The following is a 13,907-nucleotide window of genomic DNA, read 5'->3' on the forward strand; positions in this document are numbered from 1 at the left end:
GGGAGCAGTGCCGTTGGAAGCTGCGAGACCACCTTTTCGGCAGTGTTCTCCGTCGGGTTACAACTGCACTCTTCTCATTACGTTGGACAAGCAGGGAAAGCTGACCGTCGACGGAGACCCCAACCTACCCTACTAACCCTGTACCCGCCTAATCCGGTTACGATGACTCTGAATCTGGCGCCAACCAACGGAACTGGATCGGCTGTATTCACCTCCACGAACTCGTCAACAACAACAATCACGCAATCGGGACCGGTATCGGTGAGGGGAGTAGACGCGAGCAGCGTGAAGAGGAACCTTGAATTGAGCGCTTCCGTGGGCGGAAGCATCAAAGGCAGAGCAACTTTCACCGTCATCGACACAAACATAAGCGGACGCGACACGGTGTGGTGGTTCAACGGAGCGACTCCAGCCGGCTACGACACAGCGGTAACCCTTACGTCTTCTCCGGGCAGTACCATCAGTTGGAGCATCGTATCGGGTTCCGACAAGGTGAGTCTTTCAGGCAACGGGAACCAAGCAGCGATTAGGAGCACCAGCAGTCATTTCAGCGGTGCGCCCGGAGATATCTCGATCAAGGTCACCGTTGACGGCATCGTGTCCAATCCGTTCGCCATGACGGCGAGAGTACCTTGGAAACTGCAATCGCTGGGTGAACCCGAGACGACGTGCTTCTTCTCTCCAACCAATTACATCTCTGTCGCGAGGTATGAGCTGCGTGACAATTTGAATTCTGTAATGTCGACCGACGCCGAATGGAATGAAGTCCTGGGGACCCCTGCGTCAGAAAACGGAAGCAACTGGGGGAGTTTTGGTGGGCCTAATCCCATGGGCGCTGCAACGAACCCTCTCGAAGACATGATAGGGGCACCCGATCCAAGCGTGAATCCGACCATGAACCCATTGCCTACGTGTGATGGCCAGAATACTGGTACAACTCGCTATATGGCAGTTCCGCAAACGATTCGTGTTGGCACCAATACTGGGGGAGGCGGTGTCCAGGTGCAACAAGACACGCTCGGCTACTACATCGACCACGGACAGCATGATGGCGTGCAGGTTCCACCGCCGCCGCAGTAAAGAAATTGGGGGAGCTCATGACTCGTATCAGTGTAGTCGCAGCATTTATTCTGGGTGTTGCAGCGACTGTGCCGCTGTTCGGGGTGGGGCGTCCGCATCTGAACCTTTCTGACCTGGTTGGCGACGCCGACGTCATTGTCATTGCGGATGTTTCCCCATCTACGCCACTAAAGACGCCTGCGCTGGTGAGGAGCGGGACGGACATCTTTGCGGGACACGAGTATGCATCGGAACTGCGAGTAAGGAGCGTGATTAAAGGTCGTTGTCCAGACCGCCTCACGGTCAAATATGCGCTGCCAGAGTCGTTCATGGGATACCGGCCGTTGCAGTCGGGCCTCAAGATGGTGTTCCTGCGGCTGGGCGGCAATGGGTACGAAATCGTGAATCAGTACTATCCTGACCTGCCCGCAAGCGACGAAGCTGTCTCCGTAACAGATCCACTGAGCGACGACCAACTGGTTGAAGTTGTGCTCCGCCAGTTCGCGAATGTGATCGCGTCGAGTACTGCATCCGAATCGGACAAGATTTGGGTCCTGATGTATGACTATGCTATCCCAGCGTCAGAGCTTTTCAAAGAGGCGCTGAAGAAAGGCGTCGCGAATGCGGCAACACAGCGGATGCGAGAGAAGCTTCAGGCGGAATTGCTGATTCGCGGGGACTTGAGTGAGCTGTCAAGTGTTGTTCAGCTTCTCCTGCGCAACAATGCCTCGCCTCACACGACGTCGCGCCTGCAGTATGCGATCAGTACATTGAAAGATCGGCGAGCTGTGCCGTCATTGATACCTCTCTTGTCATCAAGTGACCGCCAAACGAGGGCTGCCGCATCTGAGGCACTTTGGCACATTGCTGATCCCAACACCGCGGAGATCTTGCTGAAAGCCTTGGAAGACCCTTACCACGAGGTGCGCTATTGCGCCGTCCGGGCTCTTGCAGATATTACCGGTGAGAGAGAATGGGGGCCGAGCATTCCTGAGTTTAAGGAGAACGAAGATCGATACCTGCATCACTGGAAACAATGGGCCCGAAGCTACCGGGCTAGATAGCCGATCGGTCGAGGCCTGCCCGCTCCTCGACGTTCCTAGCTGCTGCTTCCTTACTGCTAGTGGGGTGTTAGCGATGCACCCAATGATCGGGTATCGGCCGCTGGAGGGCTGTATGCGCTCGTTGAAGATGCTGGTCACCATCGCATCTTTCATGGCAGCGACTGCTGTCGTTCACGCCACACCCGTACCGCCGTTGAATCTGGCCGAGCTGTGCGAGCGTTCGGACCTGATTGTGGTTGGCCGAATCGAGGTCGTACAGCAACTGGGCGAATCGCAGATGGAAGTGCGCGGCTCCTATGTGCAGGTCACTCGGATGCAAGCAGAGATGATGGTGGACTACGTACTCAAGGGGCAGATGAATCCCGGGAGAGTCTCATTCCAGTTCGTGTTGCCACAGCCTGAGTCGTTGGGCTATCGAGGAGTGCCGTCCTCCTATCGGATTGTTTTCCTGAGATCGACAGGCGCCGATTGGCAGGTGGCGGACCCGTTCTATCCGTCGTTTCCCGCAACGCCGCACGCCGCAACCAAGGACGCGGGCGTCTTCGCCAATGTCGTAGGCGAATTGGCCGCGGCTTTGGGAGCCGTCGATGCGTCCAAGGACGACCAAGTTACTCTCATCTGGGTCCTGGGCACGGTTCAGACCCCCGCTGCGACACGGGCATTGCGTGCCGCATCGAGGAGCACGAATCAGACAGTTCGAATTCAGTCGATCGCCACCTTGCTGGAGCAAAATGAGACGAGCATGATGCCTGTTGCGGTAGAACTGCTATCCAAGTCGAGGGATATTCCCGGATACCTTGTCCAGAATGTCGCTTCTGGTATTGCTCGAGGGGTGCGGGAGCCGAGTGCGATCCCATACCTTGCGAAGCTTCTCCGAAATGCCGATGTCAGGGTACGGCGCAGCGCAGCCACCGCACTCCGACAAGTAGGTACCGATGCGGCCGCGCGGGAACTTGGCTTGGCATTACAGGACTCCGATTTTGAGGTCCGTTACAACGCGGTGATTGGGATTGCCGACATTACAGGACAAACCCAATGGCGACCGTTACTGGAGGAGTTTCGGGACCGCGAAGATGAGTATTTGAGTCATTGGAAGTGACCTGACCCCTGTTTCTGGTCCAGTCATAATGACACTTTCTCCGCGTTTTGTTCGCCCCGCAGCGTAGCGGGGATGGGGGTGTGGGGCAAGGGGCCGGCGTTTGAGGTCCCTTGCCCCACTCCATCCGCGTAGAAGCTCTTGGTTTCGGCTGCGAACTCCTCCGGGGTTCGGTAGCCGAGCGCCGAGTGTGGCCGCTCGCGGTTGTAGTGCCGCCGCCACTGTTCGATGGTGTGCCGGGCGTCGCTGAGCGAGAGGAACCAGCTCTCGTTCAGGCACTCGTCGCGGAACTTACCGTTGAAGCTCTCGATGTAGCCGTTCTCGATCGGTTTCCCCGGCGCGATGAAGTGCTGCTCGACGCCCTGGGCGAAGCACCACTGGTCCAGCGCGCGCCCGGTGAACTCGGGGCCGTTGTCGGTGCGGATCTGCCGCGGCTTCCCGCGCTCGGCCGCGAGCTGCTCCAGCACCTCGACCACGCGCACGCCCGGCAACGACGTATCGACCTCGATGGCCAGGCACTCCCGCGTGTAGTCGTCCACCACGTTCAGTGTGCGCAGCACCCGGCCGCTGGCCAGGGTGTCGCGCATGAAGTCCATCGACCACACCTGGTTCGGCCCCGTGGGCGCCGGCAGGGGCGCACGCCGTGCTCCCGCGCAGCGCTTGCGCCGCCGCTTCCGCACCTGCAACCCTTCCAGCCGGTACAGCCGCTCCACGCGTTTGTGGTTCACTCGCCACCCCTCGCGTTGGGTCAGCCGCTCGTCAGGCGGCGGTAGCCCCACCGCCGGTAGCGATGCGCCAACTCGCGCAGCCGCTGCCGTAGCTGCTCGTCCTCCTCCGCCGCGCGCCGCTGCCGGTAGCGGCAGGTCGAACGATGACTCGCCATCAGCCCGCAGGCGCGTCGCTGGCTCACCGCTACCGCGGCGCACGTCAGCGCCACTGCCTGCCGCCGCATCTGCGGGCTCACCACTTTTTTGCCAGCACCGCCTGCAGCGCCTGCTTGTCCAGCGTCAGATCTGCCACCAGGTGCTTCAGCCGCCGGTTCTCTTCCTCCAAGGCCCGCAGCCGCCGCGCCTCGCTCACTTCCATCCCGCCGTACTTCGCCTTCCAGCGGTAGTAGCTCTCCTTGCTCACCCCGTGCTTGCGGCACAGCTCGCCCACGTTGCCGCCTGCCTCCCCTTCCCGCAGGATCGCGATGATCTGCTCTTCCGTGAACCGGCTCTTGCGCATACACTTCTCCTCTCTCGATTGAAAGGAAAACGTGTCATTCTACGTGGACCAGTTTTCGGGGGTCAGGTCAGAAGGCGTGGGCAAGGGCGAACCTGCATTGACGTAAAACCGTGGAGATACTTAAGAAGGCCTCGGGGGAACAGGGACTTGGGTTGAGGCGGCCCTTGGAGCCCGTAGGTGGGTTGGCCCTCGTGATCACAGTGACGCTCCCGTTGTTCGCCGTCGGGCGTCCGCACATAAGCTTCTCTGAACTCATCGGTGAGGCGGACGTCATCGTCATTGCCGATGTTTCCCCATCTACACCGCTAGGAACGGCTGCGCTTGTGAGGCGCGGAACAGATGTCTTTCCAGGGCACGAGTATGCAGCGGAACTGCGGGTAAGAAGGGTGATTAAGGGCAGTTGCTCAGATCAACTGACGGTGAAGTATGGCTTACCTGACTCTTTCATGGGCTACCGGCCGTTGCAGGCGGGGCTCAAAATGGTGTTCCTGCGGGCAGGCGGCCATGGATACGAGATCGTGAATCAGTACTATCCAGATTTGCCGGCAACCGACGAGTCAGTTCCGATGGAGAATGCGCACACAACGGAACAAGTAGTTGAAGTTGTACTCCGCCAGCTTGCGAATGTTGTCGCGTCGAGCGCGGCATCGGAATCGGACAAATCCTGGGTACTGGAGGTCGATTATGCGATTCCAGCGGCTGCAGATTACTTCGATGCCGCCCTGAAAAGGGGCATTGCTAATGCGCGCACGCAGCAGGTGAGAGAGGCTCTTCAAGCGGAATTGCTGGTTCGTGGAGACCTCAGTGAGCTGTCGAGTGTGGTTCAGCTACTGCTGCGCGGCGAGGCGTCGACTCAACAGAGACCCGGGCTGCTGTATGCGATCGGGAGCTGGGTAAAAGATCGTCGTGCTGTACCTGCAATGGTGCGGCTGCTCTCATCAAAAGACCCGGCCACAAGGGTTGCTGCGTCGCAGGCCCTTTGGCATATCGCTGATCCCAGCTCCACTACTGCGCTACTGCGACTCCTGCAGGATCCGAGCCGTGACGTGCGTTACTACGCCGTCCGGGCGCTTGCGGAAATCACGGGTCAGAAGCAATGGGGGCCGAGCATTCCTGAGTTCGCAGAGAACGAAGGTCGGTACCTGCAGCACTGGAAACAATGGGCGAACACAGACTCGGCTAGATAACCCCTGGCGCTGGAACCGTCATCCTGCGGGCGCCTATCGAGTATCATGTCCGCCGGCCCCCCAGCCGACCGTGCCTGCGCGCGCCCAAGCCGGCCCTCCCATCCTGCCGACCAGCTTTTCCATCGGCGGAGAGAAACCGCTGCAGTACGCCTACGCCACCAAGCGCGATGAGCGCGCTTTCCGGGCGTGGCTGCGCTCGGCCGAGCCCAGCTCCAACCCCAACGTGCAGGACGCGCTGGAGCTGTGCACGCAGGCCTTCCGCCGCTGGCGGGAGGAAAAGGCCAAGGGAAAGGTCACGGAGAGCATCGAGGACATCAAGGACTTCATCCAGGACAATCCCTATGCCGAGGTGGGCCAACTGGTGCTGGCACGCGCCCCGTGGCTGAAGAACGGCACGCTGGTCGGGCTGTGCCACTTCCACCGCACCTGGAGCAACAACGTGTATATCGACTTTCTGGCCATGCATCCCCGGCTGGTGCGCAAGCGGAACATGCCTTTGCGCGGGGTGGGGACGGCGCTGCTGTACTACGTGGCCTGCGTGGCCGCGGAGATTGACGCCGACGCCATCTGGGGCGAGACCACCCAGAACTCGGCGCCCTTCTACCGCCGGGCGTTCGGCCGCCAGGACATCCGCGACATGCTCTACCTGAAGCGCGAAGAGTACAAGGAATTCAAAGCTCGCATCGAGGAGAAGCTGAAACCCGCGCCCGCACCGGAAGCTGAAGCGGCGAAGAAGGAAGCGTAGTACTGCAGTGGTCAGTGGTCAGTGGTCAGTTGCCAGTGGTCAGAAAAAAAAACGTGATGCAGCTGACCCTCGGGCTTCGGAGTGCTCTCGTACCCACGTCTCCGCGAAACGGCATCGCGTAGGTGTGGGGCCCTTTCAGGCTTGCTCACGGCTGTAGTTCTGGAGGTTCCGGCGGCGTGGCTCGCATCCCTTGGGGCGTGAATGTCACCGTGCGTGTCTGGTTTTCCTCTCCCAGCGGATCGAGCGCCTGTTCGTTGAATGAAACCTCCACTCCTCCGGCGTTGCCCAGCTTGAGCACGATGCTCTCACGCGCCTGGACGACGCGCTCGCTGCCGGCGGGCAGCGTCCACTCCTCGCGCCGGCCGTCGGCGACGGCCAGCACCCAGCAGTCGCGCAGCGCGCGGACGCGCAGCGTGAACGGTTCTGCCTCGGCCGCAGTCGTTGCCGCGGGCGTCGTCGTGGCGGAGGCAGGTGAGCCGGTAACGGCCGTCGCGCTGGTTGCGGGCGCTGAGGCGGATTGTGGGCGCGCCACCGATGCGCCACTCGGAAGCGAGCCACCGATCGGCTCAGTCGCCCGTGCGCCATACCATTTCCAGGCGCCGAACGCAGCCAGCGCCAGCACGAGGACCGCGGCGGCGATGAGCCCGCGCGACACGCCGGCGGGCGTCCGTTGCGCCTCCGGCTCCTGTTCCGCGGCTCCCGGCGCGGGCGCTTCGCCGGTGGCCACCAGGAAATCCGCTACCGCCTGCTCCTCGTCGATGCCCACGTGCTTGGCGTAGGCGCGCACGAATCCCTTGTTGAAGATGCCGCCCGGCAGCAGATCGAAGCGCTCGTCCTCCAGGGCGCGCAGCAGGCGGATGCCGATCTTGGTGGCGGAGGAAATCTCCTCCAGGCCGATGCCGCGCATTTCGCGCTCGCGCTTCAGACGCTGCCCGAAAGTGCCCATGGAGGGAATCCGCCGGAGGAGCCGCACGGCGGCAGGTCGCGGCCATCATAGGTTCGGACATGGGCAGTGTCAATTGCGCGTCGTTCCCCATGGATGCGCCGAAGGGCGGGGCGCGAACCTGGGCGCCATCAGGGAATTTCCCTTCGCGAGCGACGGCGCTCCACGTCTGCGCCGTGCTCTTCTGCGGCCAGACGCGGCAGTTTCGCGTCCAGAGACGAGTTTCCCAGGCTGATTCCTGAGGGCGGCGGGCGCGTTGCCCGGCTCAAAAAAGAGCGCATATAATACGCGCCAGCCTAGGCACCGGCTCGCGGGTGTCGAGGGCCTCTCTATGACCGAGGGCGCAGCCGAGAATACGGCCCGTTTGGCAGCCGAGAATGCGGGCCAGATGGCAGAACTGGCCATCTTCCACGACGTCGCCCGCGCCCTGACTTCCTCCCTGAACCTGGACCAGGTGCTGGAAACCATCATGAAGAAGATGGCCGAGTACTTCCGGCCCGAGACCTGGTCCCTGCTGATGGTGGATGAGGTCAAGGACGAGCTCTACTTCGCCATCGCCGTAGGTGAAGTGGCGGAGACGTTGAAAACCGTCCGCCTGAAGGTGGGCGAAGGGCTGGCCGGCTGGGTGGCCAAGCACGGCGAATCGCTCATCGTTCCCGACGTCTACAAGGACCCGCGCTTCGCCAAGCGCATTGACGAGATGACCAAATGGAAGACCCGCTCCATCATCTCCGTGCCGCTGAAGTCCAAGCAGAAGGTGCTGGGCGTCATCCAGCTCATCAACTGCGACATGGCCGCGTTCGGCGACCGCCAGCTCTTCTGCCTGCAAGCGCTCAGCGACTACGCCGCCATCGCCATCGACAACGCCCGCGCGGTGGAAAAAATCCAGGAACTCACCATCACCGACGACGTCACCGGGCTGTACAACGCCCGCCACCTGTACAAGGTGCTGGAAGCCGAGGTCTATCGCTCGGCGCGTTTCGGATACGAGTTTAGCGTCATCTTCATCGACCTCGACCACTTCAAGATGGTCAATGACACCCACGGCCACCTGGCCGGCTCCAAGCTGCTGGGTGAGGTCGGCTTTAAGGTGAAGATCCACCTGCGCCTGATCGATTTCGCCTTCCGCTACGGCGGCGACGAGTTCGTCATCGTGCTGCCGCAGACCGGCAAGGAAGCCGCCCTGAACGTGGCCCGGCGCCTGCAGGACGTCTTCCGCCAGAGTCTCTTCCTGCAGGAGGACAACCTGAACCTGAAGGTGCGCGCTTCCATGGGCATCGCCTCCTACCCGGATGACGCCAAGAGCGCCCATGAGATCATCCGCCAGGCCGACGAGATGATGTACATGGTGAAGAACACCACCCGCGACAACATCGCGGTGACGCAATTGGGATTGCTGAAGTAGGGGAAAGCGATAAGCAGTAAGCCAAGAGCCAAGAGCTTATTGCTTATTGCTTATCGCTTATTGCTTATCGCTTACTGCTTATTGCTTGTCCTTTCGCCTCTCCTGCAGTGCCGGCTCTTTGTCCTTCGTTTGCGCCTCCGCGTCTACCGGCTTCCAGGCCCGTGTGCTCTGCGGCGCATTGGGATCGACGCCGAAGTCCCACACATACAGATTGATCTCGTTCTCGCCCAGCATCTCCACCAGGGCGTATTCACCGGGCTGCAACGGCTCGAGCGGGATGACTTTCGTCCATCCGCCGCCCATGGACTCCGAGGTCACCGGCACCTGGCGCTGTTCCTGCGACGCCTTGCCGTAGAACGTCACTTTCAGATTGGCCACCACACGCGACTGCTTCTTGCGCTGCGCGCGCACGATGCGGAAGCGGTTGGTGAGCAGGCGCGCTTCCGCGGGAGAGTACCTGAGCTCATTCTTGTTCGAGTCGCCCCCGACGGCCACCGCTGCATCGCCATCAGAATCTTCGATGTTCACGTAGAAGGTGGGACGCAAGGCGTGCGCCTGCACCGCCGCCCGCGCACCCGCCAACTCGATCGTCTGCTTCACGCTGGCCAGCGGATTGATGGCCGCCCGCAGGATGTTCTTGCCCATCTGCCGGTTGATCTCGCCTCCCGACTGCTCCAGCGGGATCAACTGCGGCTCGCCTTGAAACACGTCCGCGAGGAACACGCCGCCTGTCGCGGGCAGCCGCAGCCCGGGAGCGACCTCGGGCGACCGCGCTGCCTCGGCCGCGCGCTCCGCTTCTTCCTCGGCCAGCGCCTGCTGCGTCTCCGGCCGAAGCTTGCCCTCGCGGCGATCTTTCTCATAGCGCTCGGTCGCCGGCCAATCCACCAGGTCGGCCGGCACTTCCTCCCACTCGAAGCGCTCGGCGCTGTAGTAGCGCACGCGGCCGTCCTTCACTTCATATTGCGTGATGCGCTGGAACGTGCCGTCCTTGAGAATCAACCGCTGGGGATGTTGCTGGGCAACCGCCGTTACGGCCAGCAGGAGAAGGCCGAGGACCGTCTTCACCACAAATCTCTGAAGAATCAACCCCTAACCCTTGTCGAGGCGCAGCTTGCTGCGCCTCCAGCAAGACCTTGCAAGCAAGGTCTCGGCGGTCCGGGCGCAGCGCCTCTGCCTATTCTTAGATGCGGAAGCCGCCCGGCACAACCCCTTCCACGATTCGTGGAACTCTGGCATAATTGGTTGTGCACCCCTTCAGGCGGCACAGACCAATCCAACAACTGAATACGAGGCGGGAATGTCGGCGAAATACATTTTCGTGACGGGCGGTGTGGTGTCTTCGCTGGGCAAGGGGCTGGCGGCGGCCTCCATCGGATGTTTGCTCGAAAGCCGCGGCCTCAAGGTCAACCTGCTCAAGTTTGACCCGTACCTGAACGTGGACCCGGGCACCATGTCGCCCTTCCAGCACGGCGAAGTCTTCGTCACCGACGACGGCGCGGAGACCGACCTCGACCTCGGCCACTACGAGCGCTTCACCCACGCCAAGCTCACTCGCGATAACAACTGGACCACCGGCCGCATCTACGAGCAGATCATCGCCAAGGAGCGCCGCGGCGACTACCTGGGTAAGACGGTGCAGGTCATCCCTCACGTCACCAACGAAATCAAGGCCGCCATGCGCAAGGTGGCGCAGGAGGTCGACGTCGCCATCATCGAGATCGGCGGCACCGTGGGCGACATCGAATCCCTGCCCTTCCTCGAGGCCATTCGCCAGATGCGCCAGGACCTGGGCCGCGAGAACACGCTCTTCATCCACGTGACGCTCGTTCCCTGGATCGGCGCCGCCGGCGAACTCAAGACCAAGCCTACGCAGCACTCTGTGAAGGAGCTGCTTTCCATCGGGATCCAGCCGGACATCCTGCTCTGCCGCACCGACCGCTATCTGAGCAAAGACCTCAAGTCGAAGATTGCCTTGTTCTGCAACGTGCAGGAAGACGCGGTCATCACCGCCAAGGACGTAGCTTCCATCTACGAGGTGCCGGTCGTTTTCGCGAAGGAGGAAGTGGATACGCTGGCGCTCCGCTACCTGCGTCTGGAAGCCGGCGAGCGCGACATCCGCGCCTGGGAAGACCTGCTCCACCGCGTCTACAACCCCAAAGACGAAGTCTCCATCGCCCTGGTCGGCAAATATGTGGAGTACGAGGATTCGTACAAGTCACTCAAGGAAGCGCTGGTCCACGGCGCGCTGGCGCACAACCTGCGCGCCAACCTGGTGTGGATCGAGGCCGAGGGCCTGGAGACAAAGGACCCCGACGACCGCTCCTGGGAGGCGCAGCTCGAAGGCTTCGACGGCATCCTGGTGCCGGGCGGCTTCGGCAAGCGTGGCATCGCCGGCATGCTCAACGGCATTCGCTACGCACGGGAAAAGAAGGTTCCCTACTTCGGCATCTGCCTGGGCATGCAGACCGCCTGCATCGAGTTCGCGCGTAACGTGTGCGGTCTGGCGGAAGCGGATTCCAGCGAATTCGATCCCGCCACTCCGCACCGCATCATCTATAAGCTGCGCGAGCTGCGCGGCATCGATGAGCTGGGCGGCACCATGCGCCTGGGCGCATGGATCTGCAAACTGACGCCCGGCTCGCTCGCTCACCAGGCCTATGGGACTCTCGAGATCAGCGAGCGCCACCGCCATCGCTACGAATTCAACCGCGAGTATGAGGCGCTGCTGACCGGCGCCGGGCTCAAGATCACCGGCGCCACCCCGGACGGCACCTACGTGGAGATCATCGAGCTGGGCGACCATCCCTACTTCCTCGGCTGCCAGTTCCATCCCGAATTCAAGTCCAAGCCGCTGGAGCCGCACCCGCTGTTCACCGCCTTCATCAAGGCATCGTACGAGGACGGCAAGAAGCGCCGCGCGCAGAAGCAGGCCGCCGAAGTGGAGATGTTCCGCCGCCCCGAAAAAGTCGGAAAGCGGTAGACTTCATCGCCGGGCCCGCAGAGTTCGCCGAGACAACGAAAAAGCCGCTAGACTATGTTTTGTGGGCGCCCGAATTGGCTCTGCGATCTCGGCGTCCTCGGCGGTGAATGTTTTTCTGACCACTGGCCACTGACCACTGACTACTTCTTTCCAAGTCGGCAACGTCACCATCGGCGGCGACAGGCTCTTTCTCATCGCCGGCCCGTGCGTGATCGAAGGCGAGGAGCACGCCATCAAGATGGCGGAGTGCATCGCCGGCGTCGCCAGGGCGATGGATCTGCCCTACATCTTCAAGGCCTCCTACGACAAGGCCAACCGCACGTCCCTTTCCAGCTTCCGCGGGCTGGGCGTGACCGAAGGCCTGCGTATCCTGCGCCAGGTAGCGGAGACGGTCAAAATCCCTGTTCTCACGGACGTGCACGAAGCCAGCGATGTTCCCCGCGTCGCCGAGGCCGTCGACGTGCTCCAAATCCCCGCCTTCCTCTGCCGCCAGACCGACCTGCTGCTGGCCGCGGGGCACAGCGGCCGCGCCGTCAACGTCAAGAAAGGGCAGTTCGTCGCCCCCTGGGACATGCGCCACGCCGTGGAGAAAGTCCAGTCCACCGGCAACCAGAAGGTCTTCGTGACCGAGCGCGGCAGTTCCTTCGGCTACAACAACCTCGTCGTGGACATGCGCTCGCTGCCCATCATGCGCAGCTTCGCTCCCGTGGTTTTCGACGCCACGCACTCCGTGCAACTACCCTCGGCCGGTAGCGCCGGCGTCTCGCCGGCTGGATCGCGGGCGTCCTCGCCCGCGACCGATGTCGCTGTTTCCGGCGGCCAACCCGAGTACATCCCCGTCCTGGCACGCGCCGCCGTGGCCGCCGGCTGCGACGGCGTTTTCATGGAAGTCCACGACAACCCCGCCCTGGCCAAATCCGACGGCCCCAACGCGCTCGACCTGCTCAAGCTGCGGGACGTGCTCAAGGAACTGCTGGCCGTGCGGAGGGCGGTTGAGAGGAGCGCCTAGATGTTCGTCCTTAGGATCCTCGATACAACGAGTCCCCAGCCCGCCTCCGGCGGGCGCCATTTGAGTGAGCCCAGCGCGTAAGCGCTGCGTACCCGTACGCCCAAGAAACTCCCGAGCCCCGGAAGGGCCGCACCCGGCCCCGCCCTTGCCCTTTTTGCTACCATCTCATTCTCCATGAAACACGTGGGCGAAGAGGTGGTTCGGGTCGAGGCGGAAGCGCTGCGCGCGCTCGCCGACCGCATTGCCGGTCCCATGGCCCAGGCCTTCGAGGGCGCCGTCGACCTGCTCTACTCCTGCGCCGGGCGCGCCGTCGTGACCGGCATGGGCAAGAGCGGCATCGTGGCGCGCAAGATCGCGGCCACGCTCAGCTCCACCGGCACCCCGGCGCTCTTTCTGCACCCGGCCGAGGCCGTGCACGGCGACCTGGGCATGCTGGCGCGCGGCGACGTGGTCCTTGCCCTTTCCTCGAGCGGCGAGACCGAAGAGATCCTTAATCTCCTGGCCAGCATCAAACGTCTCGGACTGAAGCTCATCTCCATGACGGGCGATCGCATGTACGCAGCCGCCGATACCCCCGCACCCGCCTCCACTCTGGCCCGTGCCGCCGATGTCGCCCTCGACTGCTCCATCGACCGCGAAGCCTGTTCGCTTGGCCTGGCGCCCACGACTTCCACTACGACCATGCTGGCGCTGGGCGACGCCCTGGCCGTGGCTCTGGCCCAGCGTCGCGGCTTCAAGGAAGAGGACTTCGCCGACCTGCATCCCGGCGGCAAGCTGGGCAAGCGCCTGTCGCGCGTGGGTTCGCTCATGCACACCGGCGAGGCGGTCCCCGTAGTAGCGCCCTCGGCCAGGATGCCCGATGTCATCTACGAGATGTCGCGCAAGGGTTTGGGCGTGACCACGGTGGCCGAGGACGGCCGCCTGGTGGGCATCATCTCCGATGGCGACCTGCGCCGCCTGCTGGAGAAGCGCGGCAAGCAGGTGCTGGACCTCACCGCCGCCGACTGCATGACCCGTTCGCCCAAGACCATCGGCCCGGAAGAGTTCGCCACCGCCGCCCTGGCCGTGATGGAGCAGAAGAAGATCACTTCGCTGGTGGTCGTAGACGGCAACGGCCGCCTGCAAGGCATCCTGCATCTGCACGACCTGTGGGGAACGGAGATGGTCTAGCCCATTGATTCATTGAATCATT

General features: G+C 62.5%; 11 protein-coding genes and 1 pseudogene. 9 read left to right on the forward strand and 3 right to left on the reverse strand.

The features are described 5' to 3' along the window. Window positions 1-303 precede the first annotated feature (303 nt). The 3 genes from VNK82_05080 (at window position 304) to VNK82_05090 (ending at window position 3,222) form a co-directional block, all read left to right on the forward strand. On the forward strand, window positions 304-1,080 hold the full coding sequence (locus tag VNK82_05080) for a hypothetical protein (GenBank protein ID HXE90321.1): 777 nt from the start codon (window positions 304-306) through the stop codon (window positions 1,078-1,080). Between the two features lie 17 nt (window positions 1,081-1,097). Beyond that, window positions 1,098-2,123 carry a HEAT repeat domain-containing protein gene (locus VNK82_05085; GenBank protein ID HXE90322.1) on the forward strand — a complete coding sequence of 342 codons (1,026 nt, stop codon included), beginning with the start codon at window positions 1,098-1,100 and terminating at the stop codon, window positions 2,121-2,123. A gap of 112 nt (window positions 2,124-2,235) precedes the next feature. Beyond that, window positions 2,236-3,222, forward strand: coding sequence for a HEAT repeat domain-containing protein (locus tag VNK82_05090; GenBank protein HXE90323.1), 987 nt, complete (start codon window positions 2,236-2,238; stop codon window positions 3,220-3,222). A 146-nt stretch (window positions 3,223-3,368) separates the two neighbouring features. Here VNK82_05090 and VNK82_05095 read toward each other — a convergent pair. Next, window positions 3,369-4,446 (reverse strand): annotated as a pseudogene (locus VNK82_05095) (IS3 family transposase). Between the two features lie 191 nt (window positions 4,447-4,637). On the opposite strand from VNK82_05095, the gene VNK82_05100 reads away from it, so the two are divergent. Together VNK82_05100 and VNK82_05105 are read left to right on the forward strand one after the other, a co-directional pair. Next, entirely contained in the window at window positions 4,638-5,633 is a 996-nt protein-coding gene (locus VNK82_05100) for a HEAT repeat domain-containing protein (protein HXE90324.1), read from the forward strand. A gap of 70 nt (window positions 5,634-5,703) precedes the next feature. After that, a complete protein-coding gene (locus VNK82_05105) occupies window positions 5,704-6,378 on the forward strand; it encodes a GNAT family N-acetyltransferase (GenBank protein ID HXE90325.1) in 675 nt (224 codons plus the stop codon). A gap of 145 nt (window positions 6,379-6,523) precedes the next feature. Here the strand turns inward: VNK82_05105 and VNK82_05110 are convergent, their stop codons facing one another. Then, window positions 6,524-7,324, reverse strand: a complete 801-nt coding sequence (locus VNK82_05110; protein ID HXE90326.1) for a helix-turn-helix domain-containing protein — start codon at window positions 7,322-7,324, stop codon at window positions 6,524-6,526. A 385-nt stretch (window positions 7,325-7,709) separates the two neighbouring features. On the opposite strand from VNK82_05110, the gene VNK82_05115 reads away from it, so the two are divergent. After that, on the forward strand, window positions 7,710-8,726 hold the full coding sequence (locus tag VNK82_05115) for a sensor domain-containing diguanylate cyclase (GenBank protein HXE90327.1): 1,017 nt from the start codon (window positions 7,710-7,712) through the stop codon (window positions 8,724-8,726). 78 nt (window positions 8,727-8,804) lie between these two features. On the opposite strand, the gene VNK82_05120 is transcribed toward VNK82_05115, so the two are convergent. Continuing rightward, window positions 8,805-9,791: a hypothetical protein gene (locus VNK82_05120; protein HXE90328.1), complete on the reverse strand. Its 987-nt coding sequence runs from the start codon at window positions 9,789-9,791 to the stop codon at window positions 8,805-8,807. Window positions 9,792-10,023: 232 nt separating this feature from the next. Between VNK82_05120 and VNK82_05125 the strand changes: the two genes are divergently transcribed. The 3 genes from VNK82_05125 (at window position 10,024) to VNK82_05135 (ending at window position 13,885) form a co-directional block, all read left to right on the forward strand. After that, complete coding sequence (locus VNK82_05125; GenBank protein HXE90329.1) at window positions 10,024-11,706, forward strand: CTP synthase; 1,683 nt, start codon at window positions 10,024-10,026, stop codon at window positions 11,704-11,706. 136 nt (window positions 11,707-11,842) lie between these two features. Then, complete coding sequence (kdsA, locus tag VNK82_05130) at window positions 11,843-12,715, forward strand: 3-deoxy-8-phosphooctulonate synthase (GenBank protein HXE90330.1); 873 nt, start codon at window positions 11,843-11,845, stop codon at window positions 12,713-12,715. Window positions 12,716-12,889: 174 nt separating this feature from the next. After that, complete coding sequence (locus VNK82_05135; GenBank protein ID HXE90331.1) at window positions 12,890-13,885, forward strand: KpsF/GutQ family sugar-phosphate isomerase; 996 nt, start codon at window positions 12,890-12,892, stop codon at window positions 13,883-13,885. Window positions 13,886-13,907: the final 22 nt, after the last annotated feature.

This window comes from Terriglobales bacterium, from assembly GCA_035573675.1.
Classification (GTDB): Bacteria; Acidobacteriota; Terriglobia; order Terriglobales; family Acidobacteriaceae; genus DATMAB01.